At 65.2% G+C, this 25,179-nt stretch carries 29 protein-coding genes and 1 pseudogene; 17 read left to right on the top strand and 13 right to left on the bottom strand.

What is annotated here, in order from left to right; genetic code table 11:
• Positions 1 to 1,019 (top strand): annotated as a pseudogene (locus tag XI04_RS10735) (hypothetical protein); the annotation flags it as partial.
• Positions 1,020 to 1,083: 64 nt separating this feature from the next.
• Here the strand turns inward: XI04_RS10735 and XI04_RS10730 are convergent.
• The 3 genes from XI04_RS10730 to XI04_RS10720 all read right to left on the bottom strand — a co-directional run bounded on the left by XI04_RS10730 (position 1,084) and on the right by XI04_RS10720 (position 2,147).
• The gene (locus tag XI04_RS10730; protein WP_162832256.1) at positions 1,084 to 1,377 is read right to left on the bottom strand and encodes a hypothetical protein; all 294 of its coding nucleotides are present in this window, start codon (positions 1,375 to 1,377) and stop codon (positions 1,084 to 1,086) included.
• A gap of 259 nt (positions 1,378 to 1,636) precedes the next feature.
• Positions 1,637 to 1,867: a hypothetical protein gene (locus XI04_RS10725; protein ID WP_026202008.1), complete on the bottom strand. Its 231-nt coding sequence runs from the start codon at positions 1,865 to 1,867 to the stop codon at positions 1,637 to 1,639.
• Positions 1,868 to 1,904: 37 nt separating this feature from the next.
• The gene (locus tag XI04_RS10720; RefSeq protein WP_028140239.1) at positions 1,905 to 2,147 is read right to left on the bottom strand and encodes a hypothetical protein; all 243 of its coding nucleotides are present in this window, start codon (positions 2,145 to 2,147) and stop codon (positions 1,905 to 1,907) included.
• 142 nt (positions 2,148 to 2,289) lie between these two features.
• On the opposite strand from XI04_RS10720, the gene XI04_RS10715 reads away from it, so the two are divergent.
• Together XI04_RS10715 and XI04_RS10710 are read left to right on the top strand one after the other, a co-directional pair.
• Entirely contained in the window at positions 2,290 to 2,715 is a 426-nt protein-coding gene (locus XI04_RS10715) for a DUF5413 family protein (protein ID WP_028140238.1), read from the top strand.
• A gap of 61 nt (positions 2,716 to 2,776) precedes the next feature.
• Positions 2,777 to 3,331, top strand: coding sequence for a DUF4112 domain-containing protein (locus tag XI04_RS10710; protein WP_028140237.1), 555 nt, complete (start codon positions 2,777 to 2,779; stop codon positions 3,329 to 3,331).
• 134 nt (positions 3,332 to 3,465) lie between these two features.
• Here XI04_RS10710 and XI04_RS10705 read toward each other — a convergent pair whose 3' ends face one another.
• The 4 genes from XI04_RS10705 to msrA all read right to left on the bottom strand — a co-directional run bounded on the left by XI04_RS10705 (position 3,466) and on the right by msrA (position 5,411).
• Positions 3,466 to 3,759, bottom strand: coding sequence for a hypothetical protein (locus tag XI04_RS10705; RefSeq protein WP_018318374.1), 294 nt, complete (start codon positions 3,757 to 3,759; stop codon positions 3,466 to 3,468).
• Positions 3,760 to 3,972: 213 nt separating this feature from the next.
• Positions 3,973 to 4,137, bottom strand: a complete 165-nt coding sequence (locus XI04_RS10700; RefSeq protein WP_080670079.1) for a DUF3309 family protein — start codon at positions 4,135 to 4,137, stop codon at positions 3,973 to 3,975.
• A gap of 106 nt (positions 4,138 to 4,243) precedes the next feature.
• Complete coding sequence (gene msrB / locus XI04_RS10695) at positions 4,244 to 4,663, bottom strand: peptide-methionine (R)-S-oxide reductase MsrB (protein WP_028140236.1); 420 nt, start codon at positions 4,661 to 4,663, stop codon at positions 4,244 to 4,246.
• A 31-nt stretch (positions 4,664 to 4,694) separates the two neighbouring features.
• Complete coding sequence (gene msrA, locus XI04_RS10690) at positions 4,695 to 5,411, bottom strand: peptide-methionine (S)-S-oxide reductase MsrA (protein WP_028140235.1); 717 nt, start codon at positions 5,409 to 5,411, stop codon at positions 4,695 to 4,697.
• Positions 5,412 to 5,668: 257 nt separating this feature from the next.
• Between msrA and XI04_RS10685 the strand changes: the two genes are divergently transcribed.
• Positions 5,669 to 7,351: a tetratricopeptide repeat protein gene (locus XI04_RS10685; RefSeq protein ID WP_028140234.1), complete on the top strand. Its 1,683-nt coding sequence runs from the start codon at positions 5,669 to 5,671 to the stop codon at positions 7,349 to 7,351.
• A 208-nt stretch (positions 7,352 to 7,559) separates the two neighbouring features.
• Here the strand turns inward: XI04_RS10685 and XI04_RS10680 are convergent, their stop codons facing one another.
• On the bottom strand, positions 7,560 to 8,675 hold the full coding sequence (locus tag XI04_RS10680; RefSeq protein ID WP_028140233.1) for an ATP-dependent DNA helicase: 1,116 nt from the start codon (positions 8,673 to 8,675) through the stop codon (positions 7,560 to 7,562).
• A gap of 413 nt (positions 8,676 to 9,088) precedes the next feature.
• Between XI04_RS10680 and XI04_RS10675 the strand changes: the two genes are divergently transcribed.
• Genes XI04_RS10675 through XI04_RS10640 form a run of 8 tightly spaced genes read left to right on the top strand, consistent with a single transcriptional unit; the run spans position 9,089 to position 15,869 of the window.
• Entirely contained in the window at positions 9,089 to 9,436 is a 348-nt protein-coding gene (locus XI04_RS10675; RefSeq protein WP_049801839.1) for a 4Fe-4S dicluster domain-containing protein, read from the top strand.
• Positions 9,429 to 9,764: a chaperone NapD gene (locus XI04_RS10670; protein ID WP_049801838.1), complete on the top strand. Its 336-nt coding sequence runs from the start codon at positions 9,429 to 9,431 to the stop codon at positions 9,762 to 9,764. Before XI04_RS10675 ends, XI04_RS10670 begins: the two co-directional genes overlap by 8 nt.
• Positions 9,765 to 9,790: 26 nt before the next feature.
• Complete coding sequence (gene napA, locus XI04_RS10665; RefSeq protein WP_038948467.1) at positions 9,791 to 12,340, top strand: nitrate reductase catalytic subunit NapA; 2,550 nt, start codon at positions 9,791 to 9,793, stop codon at positions 12,338 to 12,340.
• Positions 12,341 to 12,358: 18 nt separating this feature from the next.
• A complete protein-coding gene (napG, locus tag XI04_RS10660; protein WP_049801837.1) occupies positions 12,359 to 13,123 on the top strand; it encodes a ferredoxin-type protein NapG in 765 nt (254 codons plus the stop codon).
• Positions 13,120 to 14,064, top strand: coding sequence for a quinol dehydrogenase ferredoxin subunit NapH (napH, locus tag XI04_RS10655; protein ID WP_049801836.1), 945 nt, complete (start codon positions 13,120 to 13,122; stop codon positions 14,062 to 14,064). Before napG ends, napH begins: the two co-directional genes overlap by 4 nt.
• Positions 14,061 to 14,528, top strand: a complete 468-nt coding sequence (locus XI04_RS10650) for a nitrate reductase cytochrome c-type subunit (RefSeq protein WP_038948471.1) — start codon at positions 14,061 to 14,063, stop codon at positions 14,526 to 14,528. The genes napH and XI04_RS10650 overlap by 4 nt, the downstream gene beginning before the upstream one ends.
• 7 nt (positions 14,529 to 14,535) lie before the next feature.
• Positions 14,536 to 15,252, top strand: coding sequence for a NapC/NirT family cytochrome c (locus XI04_RS10645; RefSeq protein WP_063615300.1), 717 nt, complete (start codon positions 14,536 to 14,538; stop codon positions 15,250 to 15,252).
• A gap of 5 nt (positions 15,253 to 15,257) precedes the next feature.
• Positions 15,258 to 15,869: a DUF2478 domain-containing protein gene (locus tag XI04_RS10640; protein WP_271623655.1), complete on the top strand. Its 612-nt coding sequence runs from the start codon at positions 15,258 to 15,260 to the stop codon at positions 15,867 to 15,869.
• 73 nt (positions 15,870 to 15,942) lie between these two features.
• Here XI04_RS10640 and XI04_RS10635 read toward each other — a convergent pair whose 3' ends face one another.
• From XI04_RS10635 to napE, 5 genes are read right to left on the bottom strand one after another with little or no spacing between them, the layout of a single operon-like run.
• Positions 15,943 to 16,584 carry a NapC/NirT family cytochrome c gene (locus tag XI04_RS10635; RefSeq protein ID WP_028140229.1) on the bottom strand — a complete coding sequence of 214 codons (642 nt, stop codon included), beginning with the start codon at positions 16,582 to 16,584 and terminating at the stop codon, positions 15,943 to 15,945.
• Positions 16,581 to 17,051 (bottom strand): nitrate reductase cytochrome c-type subunit, encoded by a 471-nt coding sequence (locus XI04_RS10630; RefSeq protein WP_028140228.1) that lies wholly within the window; start codon positions 17,049 to 17,051, stop codon positions 16,581 to 16,583. Before XI04_RS10630 ends, XI04_RS10635 begins: the two co-directional genes overlap by 4 nt.
• Before the next feature lie 3 nt (positions 17,052 to 17,054).
• Positions 17,055 to 19,559, bottom strand: a complete 2,505-nt coding sequence (gene napA / locus XI04_RS10625) for a nitrate reductase catalytic subunit NapA (RefSeq protein WP_028140227.1) — start codon at positions 19,557 to 19,559, stop codon at positions 17,055 to 17,057.
• Positions 19,560 to 19,576: 17 nt separating this feature from the next.
• Positions 19,577 to 19,891 (bottom strand): chaperone NapD, encoded by a 315-nt coding sequence (locus XI04_RS10620; RefSeq protein ID WP_028140226.1) that lies wholly within the window; start codon positions 19,889 to 19,891, stop codon positions 19,577 to 19,579.
• Positions 19,892 to 19,910: 19 nt separating this feature from the next.
• Positions 19,911 to 20,099, bottom strand: coding sequence for a periplasmic nitrate reductase, NapE protein (gene napE, locus XI04_RS10615; protein ID WP_028140225.1), 189 nt, complete (start codon positions 20,097 to 20,099; stop codon positions 19,911 to 19,913).
• A 238-nt stretch (positions 20,100 to 20,337) separates the two neighbouring features.
• Here napE and XI04_RS10610 point away from each other — a divergent pair, with 238 nt between their 5' ends.
• From XI04_RS10610 to XI04_RS10590, 5 genes are all read left to right on the top strand, one after another.
• On the top strand, positions 20,338 to 21,543 hold the full coding sequence (locus tag XI04_RS10610; RefSeq protein ID WP_028140224.1) for an LLM class flavin-dependent oxidoreductase: 1,206 nt from the start codon (positions 20,338 to 20,340) through the stop codon (positions 21,541 to 21,543).
• Positions 21,544 to 21,552: 9 nt separating this feature from the next.
• A complete protein-coding gene (locus XI04_RS10605) occupies positions 21,553 to 21,906 on the top strand; it encodes a DUF2200 domain-containing protein (protein WP_271596069.1) in 354 nt (117 codons plus the stop codon).
• Positions 21,907 to 22,024: 118 nt separating this feature from the next.
• A complete protein-coding gene (locus tag XI04_RS10600) occupies positions 22,025 to 22,813 on the top strand; it encodes a helix-turn-helix transcriptional regulator (protein ID WP_271608842.1) in 789 nt (262 codons plus the stop codon).
• Positions 22,814 to 22,965: 152 nt separating this feature from the next.
• Positions 22,966 to 23,853 carry a L,D-transpeptidase gene (locus XI04_RS10595; protein ID WP_038948478.1) on the top strand — a complete coding sequence of 296 codons (888 nt, stop codon included), beginning with the start codon at positions 22,966 to 22,968 and terminating at the stop codon, positions 23,851 to 23,853.
• A gap of 88 nt (positions 23,854 to 23,941) precedes the next feature.
• Positions 23,942 to 25,105 (top strand): cytochrome P450, encoded by a 1,164-nt coding sequence (locus tag XI04_RS10590; protein WP_271608841.1) that lies wholly within the window; start codon positions 23,942 to 23,944, stop codon positions 25,103 to 25,105.
• The last annotated feature ends 74 nt before the right edge of the window (positions 25,106 to 25,179 follow it).

The raw sequence follows: 25,179 nt of genomic DNA, 5'->3' as shown, positions 1-25,179 counted from the left end.
CGGACGCCAACGATCTCGGCGGCGCTGCCGCCCAGGCCAGCCGCGCCGCGCGCCGCACCTACGCCAACGTGCCCTCGCCCTCGCCGGAATTCGACCGGCTCGAGCCGAGCCTGGAAAACCGCGCCGGCGAGCAGGACGCGCCCTATTCCTACGACGAGTCGGTCGAGGAGGCCGAGCGCTATGCGCCGCAGCCGCCGTCGCCGCGTCCGCGCATCGTGCCCGAGCGCGACGCCAAGAAGCGCGCCCGCACGCGCTCCGCCTTCCCGTTCAAGAGTGCGATCGCCGTCGGCATCGTGCTGATCCTGGTCGGCGCCGGCATCCTCTGGGGCAAGCAGCTGGTCCAGATCGCGACCAACCTGCTCAAGTCCTCGCCGACCCAGGTGGTGGAGGCGCCGAAGGATCCGTCCCAGCCGCAGAGCAAGCCCAAGATTCCTGATCGCGTCGGCCAGCCCTCGGCCAGCGACCAGCCGGTCGCGCCGGTGGCGCAGAAGGTCGTGCTCTATGACGAGGATCCGTCCGATCCGAAGGGCAAGCAATATGTCGGCTCGGTGGTGTGGCGGCTCGAGCCGATCAAGGCGTCGGGCAACCAGAAGGCCGACGTCGCCGTGCGTGCCGACATCGAGATCCCCGACCGCAAGTTCAAGATGACGATGTCGTTCCGCCGCAACACCGATTCCTCGCTGCCGGCGAGCCACACGGCGGAGCTGACCTTCATCCTGCCGCCGGATTTTCCCGGCGGCAGTGTCTCCAACGTGCCGGGCATTCTGATGAAGTCGAACGAGCAGGCGCGCGGCACGCCGCTCGCCGGCCTCGCGGTCAAGGTCACCGACGGCTTCTTCCTGGTCGGCCTGTCCAATGTCGACGCCGACCGCTCCCGCAACGTCCAGCTCCTGAAGGAGCGCTCGTGGTTCGACGTGCCGCTGGTCTATGCCAATCAGCGCCGCGCCATCATCGCCATCGAGAAGGGCGCCCCCGGCGAACGCGCCTTCAACGACGCCTTCGCACAGTGGGGCGACTGAGGCATTGCTGTCATTCCGGGCTCGGTGCTGCGCACCGCCCCGGAATGACATTCTTCATGGATTACTATTGCGCCGCCGCTTCCCGCTTGCGGGATGCTGATGCCGCGGCTTCGCGGTCCATCACGGCGCGGCAGCCGGGGCTGACCTGGGCCTTGTTCCGCACCATGCAGGCCCTGACCCTGGGAATGTCGGGGATCTCACTTGAGCACAGCCGCATCGCATCGCCCGTGCACATCTGCTGCGCTTCGGACGAGAAGGCGAGGCCGGGTGAGGTCTGGAGTGCGATGGCCGTGGTTGCTACGGCCAACAGCGAAGCGGTGGTCTTAAGCAGCGAAGCGATCGTCTGATAGCGTGTCATGCAGAATGCGTCCCCGAGTTCCGTGAGCTTGAGCCACTTGGTTTTTGGGGCGCCGCACACGGCTTGATCTGCCGCATGTCACAGCCTTCACGCCGGGAACTTTGGTCCCGCATGTGGTCGCTCGATTTCTTGATGTTCGAATCGAAAAGTGCTGCGCCGCCCGAGCGAAGTATGCGCCATTGTCACGCGGCTGCAATGGCAGGTGCAAAGGAATTTGCAGCTGTTGCGTGGACGTCACGCACAAAGCGTGCGCGCGCGATCAGATCATCCGATCGAAGGAGGCGCTCGCTTGTTCCACATCGCTCGCGCCGAGCGCGGCGGCGTGTTCCTCGACGGCGGTGACGCCTTTGGCAGTCAGCTCGAACAAATCGCCGTCCTTCATCACGTAGCCGTCGGCGATGAGCTCGCCGATCTTGCCGTGGCGGTCGTCGGCGAAGGCAACGGACTGGCTGATGTCCCGCAGGATCGAGAGCTGTTCGTCGCGCAACATGGCTTCACTCTCCGTTCGCTGGGGATGGTCGCGGTCCTCACATGCCGTGGCTCTGAAACACCTTGCTGCAAGAGCGCGACAGCTTGGCCCGGTTGGCTTGCAGGCAGCCCTGCACGGCGCCGTCATTGCCGAGGTCCTTGCGGCAGAAGCGCGAGGCGTCGCGCGAGCAGGCCTGCTGTTCCTGGGGCGAGCCCATGTGGCCTTGCGCAAGAGCGGGTGCGTTCGACAGGCCACTCAGGGCTGCCAGCGTGATCGTCGCCAGGAGAAATCTGCGGGCCATCGGCGGCTCCAATCTGACAGGGATAATTCAGGTCCTGTCTGAACTCGTCGCCTTGCCACTTGTTCCTCCAAAGGCAGAGCTCGCCCCGCTATTCAAGGTTCCCGCGGCGCTGCTATAACACCGGCGAAACGTGAGGTGTTTGATGAAACGCTATCTGGTGTTTGCGCTGGTTGGCCCGTTCGTCGGCGGGTTCCTGCTGCTGCTGACGACGACCTATCAGTCCGGCTATTGGGCCCAGACCAGTCTCGGCGAGGTCGGCAAGCTGTTCGCGGTGTTCTTCAAGACCCTGCAGTACAGCTATCTGTTCGGCTTCCTGCCTTCGCTGATGATCGGCGCAGTCGATGACATCCTGACCCATGTCAGGCGGATCGGCCCGGGCTTGCGGATGCTCCTGGTCGGCCTGTTCGCCTTCGTGCTGGCCTCGCTCACCTACAGCTCGCGCGGGCCGGATTCGGGTGCGGTGCAGTTCATCCTGTATGGCCTCGTCGGGTTCGTGCCGGCGGTGATTTCGTCCTGGCTCGTGCATAAATACATCAAGGAGCCGCACCCGGTGGCGGCGCCGACGTGAGCGCGCGACGTTCGGACGCGGCGCAGCAACCTCCGCCTCGTCCGCGCGTTCCCTGAGGGCCATGACCATGTCCGACGACGACATCCTAGCTCCACGCAGATCCCGTTCGGGGAGCTCGCGCGCGACCTCTTCCGGCACCGAGACACGCGGGCCGATCATCGACCAGGACGGCCGGGAAATCCGCTCCGAGACGCTGCAGCAGGGGTTTCGCGAATTCGGTTTCGAGCTTGGCAAGGACAATCCATTCGCCGGGAGTCCGTTCGGCAATCTGACGCGCGAGCAGCGGATCGCGCGGATCGAGGCGATCGCAAAGCTGCTCGACGTCGCCTTCATCCTGCCCGGCACCAACATCCGCTACGGCATCGACGGGCTGATAGGTCTGATCCCCGTCGTCGGCGACATCATCACCACGGCGATCTCGCTGTGGCTGGTGCGGGAGGCCCGCGCGTTGGGCGCGCCCTGGTACATCACCACCCGCATGCTCGGCAATGTCGCGCTCGACGGCGTGGTCGGCATGGTCCCGTTCGCGGGCGACGCTTTCGACGTGATGTTCCGCGCCAACATGCGCAACGTGCGTCTGCTCCGCCGCTGGCTCGACAAGCAGCCGCGGATTTAGCGCGGCGGCTGGGAGCGCTTGCCGCGAGTCCATCTGGTCGATGATGCGCCGCTGCGGGGAGAACCCCCAAACGCAAAAAACGCGACAGCCTTTCGGCCATCGCGCTTCTGCGCACATCGGAGGCTTGCGAAAACTTAGGCCGCGTCGGCGGCGTCGGTCTCGGCCGGCGCCGGCTTGGGACGGCGGGGCAACGGGAAGGCTTCGCTCTCATAGAGCGAGCGGATGCCGTTTTGGTCGAAACGCGCTTCCTCGACCTGGAGATAGGCGCCGTTCAGTGAATCCGTCGGCAATTGCTCCATCGCGAACTGCACGGCTTCGGCCGCGGTGCCGAACCGGCGATAGGTGAAGCCTGCGCGCTTCTTCTTGCGGATCGCGGCGGGGAAGAGTTCGGCGGAGGTGTTGAAGTTGAACGGACGCAGTGGACGCATGGTCAAAGACCTCGTGATCTTCTCTGGGGCTTTAAGCGCGTGGGGTTTGGGAGGGCAGGGGCCGCCATCGAGCGAGCCCGCCGCACATGCCATTTCGCCCTCTAATATAGGCCGATTTGACAAAAATGCGACCCCCGCGATGGGAGATGATGAATCCGCGCATGGCAGCTCCGCGGATGAAATTAATCAAATTATTACAATGGCTTATATGGATTACAATTTGCCAAGAAGCAGCAGGACGACCAGCACCGCCAGCACGACGCCGCCGATGCCCATGCCGGAATGGCCCATCCCATAGCCGTAACCGCCGATGCGGCCGGACAGGCCGCCGAGCAGATAGATGATCACCAGGATGATCAGGACGGTCCCGAGTGACATGGCATCCTCCCTGGCGGCCGCCAAATGCGATGATCGGCCGCACCGCCAGACAAGAAAAGCACATCGCGCGGCCGGGTTCCACGAAGGAACCGGGCCGCGCGCAACCTTATTTCGGCTCCAGCTTCAGCGCGGCCGAGTTGATGCAGTAGCGCAGGCCGGTCGGCCCGGGGCCGTCGGGGAAGACGTGGCCGAGATGGCCGCTGCATTTGGAGCAGAGCACCTCGGTGCGGACCATGCCGTGGCTCACGTCCCGCTCCTCGTCGATATGGCTCTCGACGGCGGGCTGGGTGAAGCTCGGCCAGCCGCAGCCGGAATCGAACTTGGCGTCGGACTCGAACAGCACATTGCCGCAGCCGGCGCACGTGTAGGTGCCGGCGCGGTGGTCGTGCTCATACTCGCCGGAGAAGGGACGCTCGGTCGCCTTCTCGCGCAGCACCGCGTACTGCATCGGCGACAATTCGCGCCGCCACTGCTCTTCGCTCTTGATGACCTTGTTATCAGTGGTTTTCATTTTGGTGTCGGGCATGGGTCTCCCGTTTGTTTCGGTGATCTCGCGATCAGTTGGTGGCCTTGCTGGCGCTCACCAGCGTCGGCTTTTCAATGTAGTTATCCGCGAACAGCTTTTTCAGGTTCTCGACCTTGGGCAGGTCGTTATAGGCGATGTAAGGCTGGTTCGGGTGCAGCGTCAGATAGTCCTGGTGGTAGGCCTCCGCCGGGTAGAACGCCTCCAGCGCGCCGACCTTGGTCACGATCGGCTTGCTGAAGACCTTGGCGCCGTTGAGCTGGGCGATATAGGCCTCCGCCACCTTCTTCTGCTCGTCGGAGGTGGTGAAGACGGCCGAGCGATATTGCGTGCCGACGTCGGGGCCCTGGCGGTTGAGCTGGGTCGGGTCGTGCGCCACCGAGAAGTAGATCTGGAGGATCTTGCCGTAGGAGATCTTCTTCGGGTCGTACTTGATCTCGACCGCCTCGGCATGGCCGGTCCGGCCGCTCGAGACCGTCTGGTAGTCGGCGGTCGCCTTGGTGCCGCCGGCATAGCCGGAGACCGCGTTGACGACGCCCGCGGTGTGCTGGAAGACGCCCTGCACGCCCCAGAAGCAGCCGCCGGCGATCACGGCGGTCTGGATCCCGCTCGCGGGTGCCGCATCCATGGCTGGGGCGGGGATCACGACCGCATCCTCCGCGGCCCGGGACGGCGCGGCAAAGGCCAGCGCAAAGGCAAGCGAGAGGGCGGTGGTTGCGGCGAGCAGGGAGGCGAGGGCAGGTCGGCGCATGGCGGATCCTCTTTCGGAAGGTCTGACAGTCTAGGGCGGTCGGGGCCGGACGAACAGTTGCCCGGCTGCGTTTTCGCACCATCCGAGGTACGGACGCGGCCGCCGATTGTTACGACGGGACGGACACGAGTCTGTGAAATGAGCCGCGCGGGATAGCCGGGCGCCGGCGGCTTGGCGAGACCGGGAACTCCGCGCTAGATGAACCGGTGCGATCGATGATCGACTCAAGAAGAATCTGGCTGGAGCAGGCCTGACCCATGCTGCGCGTCGTTTCCCTGACCCTCGTCATCCTGACGGCCGGCCTGTTCAGCGCGGCGGCCGACCCGCAGGCCGACGATCTCACCCTCTGCCGTGACCGCCAGGCGGAGGCCCAGGCCCGCGCGAGCGCCTGCGACAATCTGCTGAAGGCCGACAAGCTCAGCGGCAAGGACAAGGCCATCGCGCTCTCCGTGCGCGGCAACACGCTGATCAGCAAGCGCGATTACGACCACGCGATCGAGACCCTGTCCATCGCGGTCGATCTCGATCCGGATTATGTCATTGCCCTCAACCTGCGCGGCCTCGCCTATGAGCGCAAGGGCCAGGACGATCTCGCCATGGCGGACTACAACCTCGCCCTCCAGAAGCGCCCCACCTACGGTGTCCCCTACAACAATCGGGGCGTCATCTATGCGCGCCGCGGCGCGTTGCAAAGCGCGATCGACGATTTCAGCCTGTCGATCAAATACACGCCCAAATTCCTGCTCGGCTGGACCAATCGCGCCCGAGCGCGGACGCTGATGAAGGATTTCGACGGCGCGATCGCGGATTTCGCGGAGGCCGAGAAGATCGACCCGGCCGCGCCGCAGATCGCCAGCAACCGCTGCATCACGTACGGCATGATGGGCAGGTACGCGCAGGCCCTTGCCGACTGCAACGGCCTGATCGAGCGGCAGCCGAAAAACGTGTTCGCGATCAACAACCGCGCCGACGTCAGCATGATGAAGGGCGACCTCGACGCCGCGCTGAAGGACTACAACACGGCGATCCAGATCAATCCGAACAACATCCGCGCGCATTCCGGTCGCGGCCAGATCTATGAGCGGAAGAAGGATCTCGCGCAGGCGCGCGCCGATTTCCGCGCGGCCGCCTATTCGTTGACGAAGTTCGACGAGCCCGACGTCGCCCGCGCCCGTGCCGTCGCGCAGGAGCGGCTCGCCGCGCTGACGCCGCAGGCGCCGGCCGGGGCAACCGGGCGCCGCGTGGCGCTGGTGATCGGCAACGGCGCCTACAAGAACGTCCACGCCTTGCCCAATCCGCCGCGCGATTCCAAACTGATCGCGAGCGTGCTGCGCGACGTCGGCTTCCAGAGCGTGATTTCCGTCAATGACCTCACCCGCGACAAGTTCTTCGACGCGTTGAAGGCCTTCGCGGAGGAAGCGGAGAAGGCCGACTGGGCCGTGGTCTATTACGCCGGCCACGGCTTCGAGATCGGCGGGGTGAACTATCTCGTTCCCGTCGACGCCAAGCTCGCCGCCGACAAGGACGCCGAGACCCAGGCGGTCGCCCTCGAGCAGGTGATCGCCGCGGTCGGTGCCGCGCGAAAAATGCGTCTCGTGGTCCTGGATGCCTGCCGCGACAATCCGTTCGCGCCGAGCATGCAGCGCACGCTGTCGCTGAAGCTGGTCGACAAGGGCTTCTCCAACATCGAGCCCGGCGCCGGCTTCATGGTGGTTTATGCCGCCAAGCACGGCGAGACCGCGATGGACGGCGACGGCAGTGCCAACAGCCCGTTCGCCACCGCGCTGGCCCGCGAGATCAAGCAGCCGCGCATCGAGATCCGAAAACTGTTCGACATCATCCGCGACGACGTCTGGGCCGCCACCAGGCACGAGCAGCAGCCGTTCACCTACGGCTCGCCGCCGGGACGCGAAGATTTTTATTTTGTCGCGGGGAAATAACTGAGCGTGAGGCGCGGCAACGCCACCTCATAACCGCTGTCGTCCCCGCGATCGCGGGGACCCATAACCCCAGGCAGGAGCGTGAGGCAAAACTCCCACTCCGAGTCTTCGTCAATCATCTTCCTGTGGGTATGGGTCCCGGATCGGCGCTCCGCTTCGCTACGCTTGTCCGGGACGACAGCGGAGGTCGAGGCTCGGGCCTCGGCACCTAAACCACGATACTCAACCTTTTCGCCGCCCGCGTGATGCCTGTGTACAGCCACCGCGCCCTTGAGTCCTGGAACGCAAAGCTCTCGTCGAACAGCACGACGTCGTCCCATTGCGAGCCCTGCGACTTGTGCACGGTCAGCACGTAGCCGTAGTCGAACTCGTCATAGGGCTTGCGCTGCTCCCAGGCGATCTGCTCGACGCCGCCCTCGAAGCAATCGGCGCGCACCGAGACCTTGGTCACCTTGTGGCCGAAATCCTCGTCCGGCGACAGCCGCATGCTGAGGATGCGCGATTTCGCGCGCGAGGTGTTGCGCGACTTCACGCGCCATAGCCCGCCGTTGAACAGGCCCTTCTTGCGGTTGTTGCGCAGGCATACCAGCTTGTCGCCGGCGACCGGGAAGACGTCCTCGATGTTCTGGCGCTGGCGCACCCGCATGTTGTAGGCGCGCCTGGTGTTGTTGCGGCCGACCAGCACCTGGTCGGCGCCCATGACCCTGTCAGGATCGAGCTCCTTGCGCGACACCACCTCGCTCTCGCCGTAGCGGCCGATGTCGAGCTCGCGTCCCTCGCGCACGTCCATCGACATCCGCACGATCGGATCGTCCTGCGCCTGGCGGTGCACCTCGGTCAGCATCGCGTCCGGTTCGGTGTTGGTGAAGAAGCCGCCGCCCTGGATCGGCGGCAGCTGCGCGGGATCACCCAGCACCAGCAGCGGGCAGTCGAACGACATCAGGTCGCGGCCCAATTCGGCGTCGACCATCGAGCATTCGTCGATCACGATCAGCTTCGCCTTCGAGGCCGGCGCGTCGTCCCACAATTCGAAGCTCGGCTGCTCCTCGCCGGATTCGCGGGCGCGGTAGATCAGGGAGTGGATGGTGGAGGCATCGTCGCACCCCTTGTTGCGCATGACGAGGGCGGCCTTGCCGGTGAAGGCGGCGAACTTCACCTCGCCGTCGACGCCGTCGGCGATGTGCCGCGCCAGCGTGGTCTTGCCGGTGCCGGCAAAGCCGAACAGACGGAAGATCGGCGGCGTGCCATTGCGGCCCGGCTTGGCCTTCAGCCAGTCGCCGACGGCCTTGAGAGCGGCATCCTGATGCGGTGTGAAACTGGCCATATCTGTCTTGAGGAAGGGCGAAAAGGCGGCGATTCGCTACGCCCCAAGTTAATCATTCGACCCCCGCTTTCAAGCCGGATGCAGCAGCGAAGATCGAGGCGTCAGCGGGCCGTCGTCAGCTTCCGCTGGCCCGCCTCGCGGCCGTAAATCCGCCTCGTCACGTCGCAGGTGAAGGCGAAGTAAACGCCTTGCCCGGTTTGCGCAATTTCGTGCGGCAAACGACCCGCAGGTTAATCGTTGCTTGCGCGCGTTCGCGACGCCGGTTGATCTAGCGCAATGCAACATGGACAGCGCGAACCTATGGTCCGCAGCGGTGACAACGGCGTCGACCGAGATGTGCCCGATGGGGCGCATTCTCCTGGAAAATTCCTCAACACGGGTCTGCCCGTGAGGATTCGGATATGCCGAGACCAATGTCGCGACGCTCACTATTCTCTGCCGTTCTGCCTTTCGCATCCGGCCGCGACGCGCTTGCGCCGCGCGTGAACGAGTCGTGCCCCGAACAGGTGGCGACCGTCTCCAGCGCGAGCGCCTGCGTCGAAAGACACGGCGTGGTCTGCCGTCGCTGCGTCGAAGCCTGTGAGCATTCCGCCATCCGCATTCTCGCGCGCGAGAAGCTCGGCGCCGTCATCGATGCCGCGGCCTGCACCGGCTGCGGCGACTGCATCCCGGTCTGCCCGGTCGAAGCCATCGCGCTCGCGCCGCGGGACCGGATCGCGCTGGTATCCGAACTTGCAAACCTGGTCGTGCACAATGGCTGAGGCCACCAATATCTGCGGCGTTGCCGTCTATCTCGCACCGGATGCCGCGGACGGTCTGACGGACCGGATCCTGGCGTTGCCCGGCGTCGAGCTCGAGGCCGCATCCGGCGAGAACCGGCTCGCGCTGACCGTCGTCGATACGCCGGCCTCGCTGGCGATCGACCAGATCGCCGCGATGCATCGCCTGCCCGGCGTCGTCAGTGCCTCGCTGATCTTTCACGCCTTCGATGCGCCCGACGACGAGAGCGCGATCGAGACCGAGCCGGCCGCCTGCTGCGGCGGCCTCTGCCAGAATTCCGGCGCGCACGCGCGCCCTTCCGCAATTTGAGATTCGTTGAGCCGGAGAGACCGACGATGGTTACGAAGTTGACGAACGGAAATGAAGCCACGGCGACCCGCCGCGATGCGTTGAAGGCAGCCGCAGCGGTTGCTGCCGCCTCGACCATCGGTGTGACGCTGCCGGATGCGGCGATCGCGCAGCCGGGGAAGACCGACGGCATCCGCTGGGACAAGGGCGTATGCCGCTTCTGCGGCACCGGCTGCGGCGTGATCGTCGGCACCAAGAACGGCAAGGTCGTGGCGACGCAAGGAGATCCCGATGCGCCGGTCAATCGCGGCCTCAACTGCATCAAGGGCTACTTCCTGTCCAAGATCATGTACGGCGAGGACCGGCTGACCCAGCCGATGCTGCGCATGAAGAACGGCAAGTTCGACAAGAACGGCGAGTTCGCGCCGATCTCGTGGGACGACGCCTTCAAGCTCATGGCCGAGAAATGGAAGACCGCGTTGAAGGCCGGTGGTCCCTCGACCGTCGGCATGTTCGGCTCGGGCCAGTGGACCATCTGGGAAGGCTACGCCGCCGCCAAGCTCTACAAGGCCGGCTTCCGCTCCAACAACCTCGATCCGAATGCGCGCCACTGCATGGCCTCGGCCGTCACCGGCTTCATGCGCACCTTCGGCATCGACGAGCCGATGGGCTGTTACGACGACATCGAGCATGCCGATGCGTTCGTGCTGTGGGGCTCGAACATGGCGGAGATGCATCCGATCCTGTGGTCGCGCCTGACCGACCGCCGTCTGACCCATGAGGGCTGCGAAGTCCACGTGCTCTCCACCTTCGAGCACCGCTCGTTCGAGCTCGCCGACAATCCGCTGGTGTTCACCCCGCAGAGCGACATGGCGATCCTCAACTACATCCAGAACTACATCGTCAACTCCGGTGCGACGAACAAGGACTTCGTCGAGAAGCACGTCGAGTTCGCATCGACCGTGACCGACATCGGCTACGGATTGCGGCCGACGCACGCCCTCGAGATCAAGGCGCTCAACGCCTCGCACAAGGCCGGCAAGGACGGCGCGCTCGATCCGGCCGGGTTCAAGGACAAGATCGGATTCGACGAGTACAAGAGGCTGCTCGAGCCCTATACGCTCGACTATGCTCACAAGATGTCGGGCGTGCCGAAGGAGAATCTCGAGCGGCTCGCAAAGCTCTATGCCGATCCCAAGAAGAAGGTCGTCTCCTACTGGACGATGGGCTTCAACCAGCATGCACGCGGCACGTGGGTCAACAACATGATCTACAACGTGCACCTCTTGATGGGTAAGATCTCGGAGCCCGGCAACGGCCCGTTCTCGCTGACCGGCCAGCCCTCGGCCTGCGGCACCGCGCGCGAGGTCGGCACCTTTGCCCATCGCCTGCCGGCCGATCTGGTCGTCACCAACCCGAAGCACCGCGAGACGGCCGAGAAGGTGTGGCAGCTGCCCGAGGGCACCATCCCGGGCAACATCGGCTACCATGCCGTGCTGCAGAACCGGATGCTGAAGGACGGCAAGCTCAACGCCTATTGGGTCCAGTGCAACAACAACATGCAGACGGCCCCGAACATGAATGAGGAGGGCTATCCCGGTTATCGCAATCCGGCTGCCTTCGTCGTCGTCTCCGATCCCTATCCGACCGTGACCACGCTGGCTGCGGACCTCATCCTGCCGACGGCGATGTGGATGGAGAAGGAGGGCGCCTATGGCAATGCCGAGCGGCGCACCCAGTTCTGGCGCCAGCAGGTGAAGGCGCCGGGCGAGGCGCGCTCCGATCTCTGGCAGGTGATGGAGTTCTCCAAGTACTTCAAGATCGAGGACGTGTGGCCGGAGGAGCTGATCGCCAAGAAGCCGGAGGTGCGCGGCAAGACGCTGTTCGACGTGCTCTACGCCAACAGCGAGGTGAACAAGTTCCCGATCACCGAGTGCCAGAAGGGTTTTGACAATTCGGAGAGTGCCGCATTCGGCTTCTACGTGCAGAAGGGCCTGTTCGAGGAATACGCCAAGTTCGGCCGCGGTCACGGCCACGATCTGGCGGATTTCGAGCAGTATCACCAGGCGCGCGGCCTGCGCTGGCCGGTCGTCAGCAACAAGGAGACGCTCTGGCGCTTCCGCGAGGGCTACGATCCCTACGTCAAGCCGGGCGAGGGCGTGTCGTTCTACGGCAAGCCGGACAAGAAGGCGCGCATCATCTTCTGTCCGTTCGAGCCGGCGGCCGAAACGCCCGACAAGGAGTTCGATCTGTGGCTGTGCACCGGCCGCGTGCTGGAGCACTGGCATTCCGGCTCGATGACGCGCCGCGTCCCCGAGCTGCACCGTGCCGTGCCGGCCGCGACGCTGTTCATGCATCCGGACGACGCGGCCGAGCGCAAGCTGTTGCGCGGACAGCCGGTGAAGATCCAGACGCGGCGCGGCGAGGTGGTCACGCGGGTCGAGACCAAGGGCCGCAACAAGCCGCCGCGGGGCCTCGTCTACTTCCCGTTCTTCGACGAAAGCCAGCTCGCCAACCAGCTCACGCTCGATGCGACCTGTCCGATCTCGAAGGAGACCGACTTCAAGAAGTGCGCCTGCCGCGTGACGTCGGCCTGAACCCTCGATGGACGAGCCATGTCGGATTCCAGCTCAGGCATCCCGCGCGATCCGCGCCGCCGCAAGGCGCTGCAGGATATGACGCGTTTCGGCGGCGGCGCAGCCGTCGCCGCAACGATGCTGACGGCATTCGGCGTGTCCTCGCGGGCCAAGCCCGCGCAGACGCTGCGGCCGCCGGGTGCGCTTCCCGAGAAGGATTTTCTGGCGGCCTGCGTCCGTTGCGGCCTGTGCGTTCGCGACTGTCCTTACGACACCCTGAAGCTCGCGGACTGGGCCGACGGGCCCGCGATGGGAACGCCGTTCTACGTCGCCCGCAACGTGCCTTGCGAGATGTGCGACACCATTCCCTGCGTCAAGGCCTGCCCGACCGGCGCGCTCGAGCATGCGCTGACCGACATCGCGAAGGCCAAGATGGGCGTCGCGGTGATCACCAGCCGCGAGACCTGCCTCAATCTGCAGGGCTTGCGCTGCGACGTCTGCTATCGGGTCTGTCCGGCCATCGACAAGGCGATCACGCTCGAGGTCTCGCACAACGCGCGCACGACCAAGCACGCGATCTTCGAGCCGGTCGTTCACGCCGAGTCCTGCACCGGCTGCGGCAAGTGCGAGAAGTCCTGCGTGCTGACCGATGCCGCCATCAAGGTGCTGCCGATCGAGGTCGCCGCGCTGAAGCAGGACGAGCACTACAAGCGCGGCTGGGAAGAGAAGTCCAGGGCCGGCGGAGCCCTGGTCGACGCGCCGCTCAAGCTGCCGGTGCGCAGACCCGAGGGAGGCACGCCATGACGGCGAATGCCAGGCCTTATGTCGAAGCGCGCGCGGTCAAGGGACTTTGGGCCGCCTCGCGGTTTCTGGTGCTGCGGCGGGCGAGCCAGCTGTTCTTCCTCGCGCTGTTCCTGTCGGGGCCGCTTCTGGGCGTCTGGATCGCCAAGGGCACGCTGGCCTCGTCGATGACGCTCGGCACGCTGCCGCTGACCGATCCCTTCGTCTTGCTGCAATCGCTCGCGGCGCGCCACTGGCCGGAGGCCCTCTCGGTGATCGGCGCCGCGATCGTGCTCGCCGCCTATCTGCTGTTCGGCGGCCGGACCTATTGCTCCTGGGTCTGCCCGGTCAATCCGGCGACCGATCTTGCTGCCTGGCTGCGGCGGCGGCTCGGCATCACCTTCACGGCCAAGATCCGCCCGGAGCTCAGGCTCTATTTCGTCGGCGCGGTGCTCGCGGCCTCCGCACTATCAGGGTCGATCGCCTGGGAGCTGATCAACCCGGTGACGGCGCTGCATCGCGCGCTGGTGTTCGGTCTCTGGTTCGGCGCCGGCGGCACCGCGGCGATCTTCGTGTTCGATCTCCTCGTCGCCAGGCACGGCTGGTGCGGTCATCTCTGTCCGGTCGGGGCGTTCTACGGCCAGATCGGCAAGGTCGCGCTGATGCGCGTCACCGCCGACAACCGTGCCGCCTGCAACGACTGCATGGATTGCTTCGCCGTCTGTCCGGAGCCGCATGTCATCGGCCCCGCGCTCAGGGGCGAGCGCAGCGGCGCCACGCCGGTCATTATCGCGGGCGATTGCACGCTCTGCGGAGCCTGCATCGACGTCTGCTCCAAGCAGGTCTTTCATCTCGGTCTGCGCGGCCGCAATGCGGCGCGTCCGGACCCCTCCATGACCGCGCCATCGCCAGCGGCGCGCGTCGTCTCTTCCCAGCCGGCCGTCCTTGAAAGGGACCTCCCATGACGTTTGTTCGACTGATTCCGTTGATCGCGGCGGCGGCCGTCGCCGTCGCAGTTGCAATTCCGTTCGCGGCGTCGGGCCCGCTTGCGCAGGAGGCCAAGCAGCCCAAGGCGCTGCGCGAGGCCCCGCTGACCGAGATGTCGGCGCCGCCCGACGTGACCAAGCAGTCGGTGCCGGCGAGCGGCTTCGAGCGCGCCTATCGCCAGCAGCCGCCGCTGATCCCCCACAAGATCGACGGCTACCAGATCACGACGGAGAACAACGCGTGCATGGGCTGCCACGACTGGCCCGGCAATACGCGCGTCAACGCGCCGAAGATCTCGGAGACGCATTACGTCGACCGCCAGGGCGTGCGGCTCGATAAGGTCGCCGGCACGCGTTACTTCTGCCAGCAATGCCACGTGCCGCAGGCCGACGCGAAGCCGCTGGTCGGCAACATCTTCCAGAACGCGACGCAGGCGAAGTGAGGCTGACATGCAGGACACCAGCACTTCTGCCGCCGTCGCAGCAGCGCAGCCGGGTCGCCTGAAACGGCTGTGGCGATGGTTCTTCTCGCCGACCGCGCGCTACGCCTGGGGACTGATCGCCATCGTCGCATTCGCCGGCGGCGTCCTGTTCTGGGGCGGCTTCAACTGGGCGATGGAGATGACGAACAACGAGCAGTTCTGCATCTCCTGTCACGAGATGAAGGAAAACGTCTATCTCGAATACCGCAACACGGTTCACTATTCGAACCGCACCGGCGTGCGCGCCAGCTGTCCGGATTGCCACGTGCCGAAGGAATGGAGCCACAAGGTCGTCCGCAAGATCCAGGCCTCGAACGAGGTGCTGCACAAGATCCTCGGCACCATCGGCACGCCCGAGAAGTTCAACGCCCACCGCATCGACCTTGCCAAGAGCGTGTGGCGCGGCATGAAGACGACGGATTCGCGTGAGTGCCGCAACTGCCACAAGTTCGACCACATGGAGTATGCGGTGCAGGAGCCGCGCGCCTCCAAGCTGCACCAGACCGCGTTCGCGCAGGGCAAGACTTGCATCGATTGCCACCAGGGCATCGCGCACAAGCTGCCGCCCAAGGCGCAGGAGGGATATCGCGATATGCTCGAGCATATCGACGAGGTCGGCCCCGTGCAGCGCATGATCGACTTCCTGCAGGATGCCGACGTCGCCAAGGCGAAGGCGGCGAGGTGATGGACATGCTTCAGCAATCCCGCGATACGGCCGATAGCGCGCCCCGGCCTTCCGCCGCCGTCAGCGTTGCCCTGGTCTATGATTCGGGCCCGGCCGTGAACCGGTGGTTCGCCGGTCTCGTCACCGAGCTTCGCGGCTCGGGCAAGAGCCTGGCCGGCCTGATCCAGGACGACGTGCCCCAGCCGGGTCGCACTCGCTGCGACATGGTTCTGCACGAGCTCGCCACCGGCCGGGCGATGTCGATCTCCGAGGATCTCGGCGCGGGAGCGACCTCCTGCCGTCTGTCCACGCCGCGCCTGCTCGAAGCGGCGCAACTGGTCGAGGCTCAGCTCGCCGACGCCGAGATCGTGTTTCTCAACAAGTTCGGCAAGGCCGAGGCGGATGGCGGAGGGCTGCGCGACCTGATTGCCCATTGCATCGAGTCCGGCAAGAGCCTCGTGATCGGCGTTCCCAGCGGCAATCAGCAAGCCTGGACCGATTTCTGCGGCGAGTATTTCAGGACGGTCGCGGCAACGCCGGAGCCGAGCCAGGAGGCGATCCCGGCTCTTGCGGCTCTGCTCGGTCAGCCCAAGACTGGTCGCGCGAAGGCCGGCAGCGAGCAGCTGCACGTGGCCTGAGGCCGCATCCCGGCTCGTCCCACCGGACCGGCGGGCGCCATTGCTCCCGCTGGTTCAAGCGGGGGCAGAAGCGCTATTGCCAGCCGGGAACGCCGCGCATGTCGGGCAGCTTGTGCGCGATGCCCTTGTGGCAATCGATGCAGGTCTTCTCGCCGCTGAACAGGTAGCGCTGATGCGCAACCGAGGCCCGCGGCGACTGCTTCGTGATGTCCATGGAATCCGCGCTGTGGCAGTTGCGGCATTCCAGTGAATCGTTGGCCTTGAAGCGCGCCCATTCATGCGCGGCCAGCTCGAGCCGGTGATCCATGAATTTCTCGCGGGTGTCGATCGTGCCGAAGATCTTGCCCCAGACTTCCTTGGACGCCTGCATCTTGCGCGCGATCTTGTCGGTCCAGTTGTGCGGCACGTGGCAGTCGGGACAGGTGGCGCGGACACCGGAGCGGTTGGAGAAGTGGATGGTGGACTTCAGCTCCGCATAGACGTTGTCCTTCATTTCGTGACAGCCGGTGCAGAACTTTTCGGTGTTGGTCAGTTCCAGCGCGGTGTTGAAGCCGCCCCAGAAGATGACGCCCGCCACGAAGCCCGCGAGCACGAGCGTGCCGAGCGCGAACACAGAGCTCGGGCGCCTCAGCACGCCCCAGAGCTCGAGCACAAAGCTCCAGGTTCGCGCGATGAAGCCGCGCCTGGGCTTGGACTCCTCCGTGGTCGCGCTCATCGGCGGCCACCGGGGCTTGCGCGCGAGAGCAGCGTGTCGATGTCGACGAAGTCGTTGCTCACGGGCGGATTGGCGGTGTTCTGCGGCACGTGACACTCCGTGCAGAAGAAGCGACGCGGCGAGATCGAGGCCAGGAACTGGCCGTCGCGGTCCATGAAGTGGGTGATCGAGACCATCGGCGCCTGCGACTCCGCCGTGCGCGCGCGGGCATGGCAGGACAGGCACTTGTTGCCGTTGAGGTCGATCTGGTAGCCGTCGATCGTATGCGGGATCACCGGCGGCTGCTCCGGGTAGTTGCGCGTCTCCTTCTCGGAGGTGTTGCGGTTCGGCAGCATCGTCGGCGCCGGCCCTTCGTCGTTAAGCGGGGTCGGGCCGCGCAGGCCTGAATTGAGCGTCTGCGCGGTCAGCGCGCTCGCCCCCGCGGCAATCGCGAGCGCCAGCACGGCAATGCCAAGTCGCTTCATCATGGCTCACACCCGCTCGATGCGCACGGCGCATTTCTTGTAGTCGGTTTGCAGCGAGATCGGATCGGTGGCGTCCAGCGTCACCTTGTTGATCAGCTTGGATTCGTCGAACCACGGCACGAAGACCAGCCCACGCGGCGGCCGGTCGCGGCCGCGTGTCTCGACACGGGCGCGGATGAAGCCGCGCCGCGAGACCACCTTCACTTCGTCGCCGCGACGGAGCTTGGCCTCCTGCGCATCGTCCGGGTGCATGAAGCACACGGCCTCGGGGAAGGCCTTGTAGAGCTCGGGCACCCGGCGCGTCATGGTGCCGGAATGCCAGTGCTCCAGCACGCGGCCGGTCGAGAGCCAGAACGGATATTCGCCGTCGGGCGATTCCGCCGGCGGCTCGTAGGGCAGGGCGAAGATGCGCGCCTTGCCGTCCGGATAGCCGTAGAACTGCACGTCGGTGCCCTGCTTGACGTAGGGGTCGCTGCCCTCGCGGAAACGCCATTTGGTTTCCTGGCCGTTGACGACAGGCCAGCGCAGGCCGCGCTCGCGGTGATAGGTCTCGAACGGCGCGAGGTCGTGGCCGTGGCCGCGGCCGAACGAGGCGTATTCTTCGAAGAGTCCCTTCTGCACGTAGAAGCCGAATGCTTTGGATTCCTCGTTGGCGTAGCCCTCCTCGATCTCGGAGGTCGGGAATTTGTCGACCTGGCCGTTCTTGTAGAGCACGTCGAACAGGGTCTTGCCGCGAACCTCGGGTTTCTTGGCGATCAGCTCCTCGGGCCAGACCTCCTCGATCTTGAAGCGCTTGGAAAACTCCATGAGCTGCCAGAGATCGGACTTCGCCTCGCCGGGCGCGTTGACGAGCTGGTGCCAGAACTGCGTGCGCCGCTCGGCGTTGCCGTAAGCGCCCTCCTTCTCCACCCACATCGCGGTCGGCAGGATCAGGTCGGCGGCCAGGGCCGTCACCGACGGATAGGCGTCCGAGACCACGATGAAATTGTCGGGATTGCGGAAGCCCGGATAGGTCTCCTCGTTGGTGTTGGGGCCGGCCTGGAGATTGTTGTTGACCTGCACCCAATAGGCGTTGATGAGGCCGTCCTTCAGCATCCGGCTCTGCAACACGGCATGTGCGCCGGGCTTGTCGGGAATGGTGCCCTCGGGCAGCAGCCAGAGATGCTCGGCGTGGTCGCGGTGCTGCTTGTTGGTCACCACCATGTCGGCGGGGAGGCGGTGCGAGAAGGTGCCGACCTCGCGCGCGGTGCCGCAGGCGGAGGGCTGCCCGGTCAGCGAGAACGGGCTGTTGCCGGGCGAGGAGATCTTTCCGGTCAACAGATGGATGTTGTAGACGAGGTTGTTGCACCAGACGCCGCGGGTGTGCTGGTTGAAGCCCATGGTCCAGAACGAGACCACCTTGGTCTTCGGGTCGGCATAGAGCTCGGCCAGCGCCTCGAGGCGGTTCAGCGGCACGCCGGACATCTCCGCGGCTTTCTCCAGCGTGTAGTCCGAGACGAACTTGACGAATTCGTCGTAGCTCATGTCGGTGGAGTCATTGGCCTTCGCCGCACCCGTCGCCTTCTTCTGCAGCGGATGCTCGGGCCGCAGGCCGTAGCCGATGTCGGTCTGGCCGCGCCTGAAGATGGTGTGTGCGGCGACGAAGTCCTTGTGGACCCGGCCGGTCTTGATGATGTGATGGGCGATGGCGTTGAGAATGTAGAGGTCGGTTTGCGGCTTGAACACCATGCCGATGTCGGCGAGGTCGAACGAGCGGTGCTCGAAGGTCGAGAGCACGGCGACGCGGACATGCGGCGCCGAGAGCCGGCGGTCGGCGAGGCGCGTCCACAGGATGGGGTGCATCTCCGCCATGTTGGAGCCCCACAGCACGAAGGCGTCGGTCGCCTCGATGTCGTCGTAGCAGCCGGCCGGCTCGTCGATGCCGAAGGTGCGCATCATGCCGGCGACGGCCGAAGCCATGCAGTGCCGCGCGTTGGGATCGATGTTGTTGGTGCGGAAGCCGGCCTTGAACAGTTTCGAGGCGGCATAGCCTTCCCAGATCGTCCACTGGCCCGAGCCGAACATGGCGACGCCGTTCGGTCCGCGCTTCTTCATCGCCTCCTTCCACTTCACCTCCATGATGTCGAAGGCTTCGGTCCAGGACACGGGTGTGAACTCGCCGTTCTTGTCGTATTTGCCGTTCGCCTTGCGCAGCATCGGCTGCGTCAGGCGGTCGTGGCCGTACATGATCTTGGAGAGGAAATAGCCTTTGACGCAGTTCAGGCCGCGATTGACCTCGGCCTTGATGTCGCCGTGGGTCGCGACCACGCGGTTGTCCTTGGTGGCGACCATCACGGAGCAGCCGGTGCCGCAGAAGCGGCAGGCGGCCTTGTCCCATTTCAATTCGCTCGCCTCCCGCTCGGCGGCGAGATTGGCGGCGAGCGCCGGGACCGGCATGCCGGCAGCGGCGGCCGCGATCGCGGCAGCCTCCAGCTTCAGCATCTGGCGGCGGTCGAGCTTTGGCGATGTCATGATGGCTCTCCCGGTCTTTAGGCGGTTTCGATGGCGTGGAAGACGAGCGCCGCGGAATAAACGTGTCGCAGGGATTGGATGGTGTTGAGCATGGTGCCGAGGCTGCCGGCGTCCAGCGCCTCGGCCACGACCACGAGCTTGCCACGCACGTCGCGGCCGTAAATCTCGCAGCCCGCGAGGGCGGTGATGTCGGCTTCGACGTCGGCGAGATGCTCGGGGCGCGCCTGCACCACGATACTGGCAATCTCGCCCCCGGGCGGGGGCACGATGCGGTCGGCGCCGAGCACCTGTCCCGTGATCAGCGCGCGACGGTTGAGTTTGGCTTGGGCCATATGCCTGCCTTTCTGGATATCAATGCGGGGTCGGAGGCGGGCCGGGCGGGCCCGCGAACATCTGGTAGATCCACACGGCCAGCCCGTAGCTGCCGACGGTCCCGACCGCGAGGACGGGCATCACGACCGCCGTCAGGAACAGGAACGCGAAGATCTCCATGCGCCGTTGGCGCAAGCGCCCAGTCGTGTCGTCGCCGGGGGCCGGCATATCCGGTCTCTCTCTTGCAGTGCCTAAGATCTTGACGGCTTACGGCCGTCGCTCCGTGAACTTGTCAAACTATATCGCCGGAGACCGCCGATTCTGACATGGATCAATGCGCCTTGCATCAACTAAGTCGTCGCATTTCGCATGGCTGATTCGAGCCCGTGATGGCGAGCAGCCATGGACAGCGCGACCCCGCTCATTAAGATGCCATTAACAACAATAATCGCGGGAGAACGACGCCATGAAGTTCGGCATCTTCTACGAGCTGCAACTGCCGCGGCCCTGGGTGGCTGGCGACGAGCTCGCCCTGTACCAGAACGCGCTGACGCAGATGGAGCTTGCCGACAAGCTCGGCTACGACCACGCCTGGGTGGTCGAGCATCACTTCCTCGAGGAATATTCGCACTCGCCGTCACCGGAATCCTTCCTCGCCGCAGCAAGCCAGCGCACCAGGAACATCCGCCTCGGGCACGGCATCCTGCAGCTCACCACCAATCATCCGGCGCGCGTTGCCGAGCGCGTTGCGGTGCTGGATCTGCTCAGCAACGGCCGCTGCGAGTTCGGCATGGGCGAGAGCGCCTCGATCACCGAACTCACGCCGTTCGGCCGCGATATGGAGACCAAGAAGGAAGTGTTCGAGGAAGCCGTCGCCGCGATCTTCCCGATGTTCAAGGACGCGGGCAGCGAGCATCACGGCAAGTATTTCGATATCCCCCTGCGCAACGTCGTGCCCAAGCCGGTGCAGAAGCCGCATCCGCCGCTATGGATGGCCTGCTCGCAACTGCCGACCATCGAGCGTGCCGGCCGTCACGGCTTTGGCGCGCTCGGCTTCCAGTTCGTCAGCGCCGACGCCGCGCATGCCTGGGTGCACGCCTATTACAACGCGATGACCAAGCGGCTGCATAAACTGGCGGACTACCAGATCAACCCGAACATGGCGCTGGTCTCGTTCTTCATGTGCGCCAAGACCGACGAGGAGGCGCGCGCCCGCGCCGACGGCGCCACCTTCTTCCAGTTCGCGCTGCGCTTCTACGGTGCCTCGCAGAACCGCCAGCGGCCTGCGCCCTACACCGTCAACATGTGGGACGAGTACAACAAGTGGAAGCGCGACAATCCTGAAGCGCAGGAGGCGGCGCTGCGCGGCGGCCTGATCGGCTCGCCGGAGACGATCCGCAGGAAGCTGAAGCGCTTCCAGTCCTCGCATATCGACCAGGTCATCCTGCTCAACCAGGCCGGCAAGAACAGCCACGAGCACATCTGCGAATCGCTGGAGCTGTTCGGCCGCGAGGTGATGCCGGAGTTCCAGAACGACCCGGCGCAGGCAGCCTGGAAGCAGGGCGTGATGAGTGGCGAGATCAAGCTGGAGGAGATCGACACCGAGGCCTTTACGGACCGCTACGGCAAGCTGGCGATCAGTGTCGCCCCGGCGAAGGCGGCGGCGGGGTAGGGGGCTCTGTTGACAAAGCACCGGATCTACACGACCAGCTTCGCCAGCGTTTACCCGCTCTATGTTGCGAAGGCGGAGAAGAAAGGGCGCTCGAAGGCCGAGGTCGATCAGATCATCTCTTGGTTGACGGGCTATGGTCCGAAGGAGCTGCAAGTCCAACTGGAAGGACAGACGGATTTTGAGACCTTCTTTGCAGAGGCCCCTGCAATCAACCCCTCGCGCACCCTCATCAAAGGCGCGGTGTGTGGCGTTCGAGTGGAGGACATCAAGGAGCCAACGATGCGGGAAATCCGTTACTTGGATAAGCTGATCGACGAACTGGCCCGGGGAAAGACAATGGACCAGATTCTGCGAAGAAAGTGATTTCGAGCGGCTACCGTCCATTCGGCTCAGCGATGTTCGCGCAATCTGCCACGCAGAGCGGCCTTCCGGCGCGCCGCCATTGCTGGTAGACCACGTCAAAAGCGACAGGGAGAAGACGATGCGCCCTTGCGGGACGTCCACAACTGCAGCGGCAGGCGATATCGCGCCCGCGGTGCTCGCCATAGGCCGCTCCGATTTCCCAAAAGTCCTGATCGACACGCTGCGCCGCCACGCCGATGTCGGCCATTGCATGGTGTTCGCGCTGAGCCGTTCCGGTGCCGCGACCTGCCTGCTCGATGCAGGCAACATCCCGATCGGCGGCGATCTCGGCGCGGCCTATGCCGGGCACTTCCATGAATCAGATCCCAACCGCGATGCGCTGTTCGAAGGCGAGGGCCCTGCGCCGATCATGCTGCCGTCGTTCGCGCCGCGCATGTATGGTGCGCGCTACCGCAAGATATTCTTCCACGATTCCGGCATCGTCGACAAATGCGCGACCGCGATCTGGACTGGCGACACCTGCTTCTACGTCAATTTCTACCGCATCACGGCCCAGGGCCGCTTCAGCGCCGCGCAGCGCGAACGGCTGCAGGCGATCGCGCCAGCGATCGGCGCCAGCGTCGCACGTCATTTCCAGCAGGCCGCGACCGCGACGCCTGACCAGAACCTCGCCACATTGTTCGCCACGCGCGCGCCGCTCTCCACGCTGACACCGCGTGAGCAGGAGGTCTGCCGTCGCATCCTGCTCGGTTTCAGCTCCGAGGCAATCTCGCAAGAACTCGGCATCAGCCTGCATTCGACCCTGACCTACCGCAAGCGCGCCTATCAGCGGCTCGGCATCTCCTCGCAGAACGAATTGTTTTCGATCGTGCTGGGTCTGCTCGCGGGGCCTCACGGCCTGAACTGAGGGCAGTATCAAGCGGTATCCCATTCTTGATGTCGCCGAACAAGAATTCCGCGTTAACCATCGCCAACGGTTCCCGTCTACGCGGCATCGCTTCGAAGTTTCTTAAATTTTGCTGGGTACCTCTTCAGGCACAGTGACCCCTGGAGAAAGATATGGCTAAGCGGGCCAAGGCCAAACGTGGGAAGGCGGAGACGCTCGCAATCCCGATGGCCGCGAGGGTTGCAATTTGCGCCGTGGCCGTCGCCGCGTTGGGATACGGTTTGCTGTCCGGCCAGGCGAGCGTGCAGCCGGTACGGAAGCCGCCCGCACAGGAAGCCCGGGCATCGTCGTCTCCTGTCTACGTGGCGCCTCCAGTTCATGCCGCAGCGGCGGTTCCGGCCCCGGCTGCAGCTCCGATTCCGGCACCGGTTCCGGCGCCTCTGGCCGAGCCGCCCAAAGCCGACGCTGATGCTCCTGGAGCATTGGTGCGGCAGGTGGTCGACTATGCCAGCCGCCAGGCGCCGGGCACGGTCATCATCGATACCGGAAACACATTCCTCTATTTCGTCCTGAACGACAGGCAGGCGATGCGCTACGGCATCGGTGTCGGCCGCGAAGGTTTCACGTGGTCCGGTGAGCAGACCGTGGCCCGTAAAGCCGAATGGCCGGATTGGCATCCGCCCGTGGAGATGGTCTCGCGCCAGCCTTATCTGCCGCGCTTCATGGCAGGTGGTCCCGGCAATCCGCTCGGCGCCCGCGCAATGTATCTCGGGGAGACCGAATATCGCATTCACGGCACCAACAACCCCGCTACGATCGGCAAGCGCGTTTCGTCCGGCTGCATCCGGCTCACCAATGACGACGTCACGGACCTCTATGAACGGGTGAAGGTCGGCGCGAAAGTGATCGTGCTTCCGGCAGCCGCGGCTCGCCGACCGTCCCAGGGAGCGCCGGCCGACGCCGCATCGCGTTCGCCGGACCCGGCACCGCCGTCGAACCGGCCCTCGGCAGCCAACGCGCAGATGCTCCCATCTGGACCGAAGATCGCCGAGGCCCGGTAGCTCGGTCCGTCCCTATCGCTAGGGACAGACGCCGGCCGCGGAGTTCGCTAGTCTGGCCTGAAGGATACGACAATCCGGGGAGGCCGCTTTGAGCACCGCGCCGCGCATCGACATCGACCCTGTCGCGTTCTGGGCCGATCCCTATCCGATGCTCGCGACAATGCGGAAAGAAGCGCCGATCGCGTTCGTGCCGCAGCTCGGCTCGACCCTGCTGACCAGCCGCGACGACATCTCGATCTCCGAGAAGCAGATCGACGTGTTCTCCTCGCACCAGCCCGCCGGCCTGATGAACCGGCTGATGGGCCACAACATGATGCGCAAGGACGGCGAGGCGCACCAGGTCGAGCGCCGCGCGATGTTTCCGACGGTGTCGCCGAAGACGGTGAAGGCGCATTGGACCGCGCTATTCCAGGCCCATGCCGACCGCATCTTCGACGCGATCGCGCCGGGGCGGATCGACTTCATGCGCGACTTCGCGCTGCCGTTCTCCGGCGAATGCCTGAAGTCGATCACCGGCCTCACCAATATCGGCTTTGGCGACATGGACGCGTGGTCGCAAGGCATGATCGAGGGCATCGCCAACTATGCCGGCGATCCCGCCGTCGAGGCGCGCTGCCATGCCGCGACGTCGGGCATCGACGCTGCGATCGACGACATCCTGCCGGTGATCACGAAGAACCCGGACCAGAGCATCCTCGGCGTGCTCGTGGCCTCCGGCATGCCGATGGACAGCGTGCGGGCAAATGTCAAACTCGCGATCTCAGGCGGCCAGAATGAGCCGCGCAAGGCCATCGCCGGCACGGTCTGGGCGCTCCTGACCCATCCCGAGCAGCTCGATCTGGTGCGCAAGGGCGAGGTGACCTGGCTCGAGGCGTTCGAGGAATATGCCCGCTGGATCTCGCCGATCGGCATGTCGCCACGGCGTATCGCCAAGCCGTGGAGCATCCGCGACGTTTCGTTCGAGCTCGACGAGCGTGTGTTCCTGATGTTCGGCTCCGCCAATCGCGACGAGAGGCATTTTGAGCGCGCGGATCAGTTCGACGTGCGGCGTGATACGACCAAGAGCGTCGCGTTCGGCGCCGGCCCGCATTTTTGCGCCGGCGCATGGGCCTCTCGCGCCATGATCGCCGACGTCGCGCTGCCGACCGTGTTCGCACGCGCCAGGCTTCTCGAGATCGCCGATGACGAGCCGGTGCGGATCGGCGGCTGGGCGTTTCGCGGACTGCAGAATCTGCCGGTGACATGGCATTAGCCGGGACCAGATCCGTGCGGCTCTCACATTCGCGTGCAGAAAAAATCCCTCTGCATCATCGCGGCCGCTTGAAA

Origin of the sequence: Bradyrhizobium sp. CCBAU 11430 (assembly GCF_028128855.1) — a bacterium.
GTDB lineage: Bacteria > Pseudomonadota > Alphaproteobacteria > Rhizobiales > Xanthobacteraceae > Bradyrhizobium > Bradyrhizobium ottawaense.
Note: the sequence above shows the minus strand (reverse complement) of the source record. Positions and strands in the feature narration are given on the sequence as shown.

Coding starts and splice junctions, on each gene's coding strand:
- XI04_RS10730 (WP_162832256.1), bottom strand. CDS start 1,377: ATGACACGCTATCAGACGATCGCTTCGCTGCTTAAGACCACCGCTTCG.
- XI04_RS10725 (WP_026202008.1), bottom strand. CDS start 1,867: ATGTTGCGCGACGAACAGCTCTCGATCCTGCGGGACATCAGCCAGTCC.
- XI04_RS10720 (WP_028140239.1), bottom strand. CDS start 2,147: ATGGCCCGCAGATTTCTCCTGGCGACGATCACGCTGGCAGCCCTGAGT.
- XI04_RS10715 (WP_028140238.1), top strand. CDS start 2,290: ATGAAACGCTATCTGGTGTTTGCGCTGGTTGGCCCGTTCGTCGGCGGG.
- XI04_RS10710 (WP_028140237.1), top strand. CDS start 2,777: ATGACCATGTCCGACGACGACATCCTAGCTCCACGCAGATCCCGTTCG.
- XI04_RS10705 (WP_018318374.1), bottom strand. CDS start 3,759: ATGCGTCCACTGCGTCCGTTCAACTTCAACACCTCCGCCGAACTCTTC.
- XI04_RS10700 (WP_080670079.1), bottom strand. CDS start 4,137: ATGTCACTCGGGACCGTCCTGATCATCCTGGTGATCATCTATCTGCTC.
- msrB (WP_028140236.1), bottom strand. CDS start 4,663: ATGCCCGACACCAAAATGAAAACCACTGATAACAAGGTCATCAAGAGC.
- msrA (WP_028140235.1), bottom strand. CDS start 5,411: ATGCGCCGACCTGCCCTCGCCTCCCTGCTCGCCGCAACCACCGCCCTC.
- XI04_RS10685 (WP_028140234.1), top strand. CDS start 5,669: ATGCTGCGCGTCGTTTCCCTGACCCTCGTCATCCTGACGGCCGGCCTG.
- XI04_RS10680 (WP_028140233.1), bottom strand. CDS start 8,675: ATGGCCAGTTTCACACCGCATCAGGATGCCGCTCTCAAGGCCGTCGGC.
- XI04_RS10675 (WP_049801839.1), top strand. CDS start 9,089: ATGTCGCGACGCTCACTATTCTCTGCCGTTCTGCCTTTCGCATCCGGC.
- XI04_RS10670 (WP_049801838.1), top strand. CDS start 9,429: ATGGCTGAGGCCACCAATATCTGCGGCGTTGCCGTCTATCTCGCACCG.
- napA (WP_038948467.1), top strand. CDS start 9,791: ATGGTTACGAAGTTGACGAACGGAAATGAAGCCACGGCGACCCGCCGC.
- napG (WP_049801837.1), top strand. CDS start 12,359: ATGTCGGATTCCAGCTCAGGCATCCCGCGCGATCCGCGCCGCCGCAAG.
- napH (WP_049801836.1), top strand. CDS start 13,120: ATGACGGCGAATGCCAGGCCTTATGTCGAAGCGCGCGCGGTCAAGGGA.
- XI04_RS10650 (WP_038948471.1), top strand. CDS start 14,061: ATGACGTTTGTTCGACTGATTCCGTTGATCGCGGCGGCGGCCGTCGCC.
- XI04_RS10645 (WP_063615300.1), top strand. CDS start 14,536: ATGCAGGACACCAGCACTTCTGCCGCCGTCGCAGCAGCGCAGCCGGGT.
- XI04_RS10640 (WP_271623655.1), top strand. CDS start 15,258: ATGCTTCAGCAATCCCGCGATACGGCCGATAGCGCGCCCCGGCCTTCC.
- XI04_RS10635 (WP_028140229.1), bottom strand. CDS start 16,584: ATGAGCGCGACCACGGAGGAGTCCAAGCCCAGGCGCGGCTTCATCGCG.
- XI04_RS10630 (WP_028140228.1), bottom strand. CDS start 17,051: ATGATGAAGCGACTTGGCATTGCCGTGCTGGCGCTCGCGATTGCCGCG.
- napA (WP_028140227.1), bottom strand. CDS start 19,559: ATGACATCGCCAAAGCTCGACCGCCGCCAGATGCTGAAGCTGGAGGCT.
- XI04_RS10620 (WP_028140226.1), bottom strand. CDS start 19,891: ATGGCCCAAGCCAAACTCAACCGTCGCGCGCTGATCACGGGACAGGTG.
- napE (WP_028140225.1), bottom strand. CDS start 20,099: ATGCCGGCCCCCGGCGACGACACGACTGGGCGCTTGCGCCAACGGCGC.
- XI04_RS10610 (WP_028140224.1), top strand. CDS start 20,338: ATGAAGTTCGGCATCTTCTACGAGCTGCAACTGCCGCGGCCCTGGGTG.
- XI04_RS10600 (WP_271608842.1), top strand. CDS start 22,025: ATGCGCCCTTGCGGGACGTCCACAACTGCAGCGGCAGGCGATATCGCG.
- XI04_RS10595 (WP_038948478.1), top strand. CDS start 22,966: ATGGCTAAGCGGGCCAAGGCCAAACGTGGGAAGGCGGAGACGCTCGCA.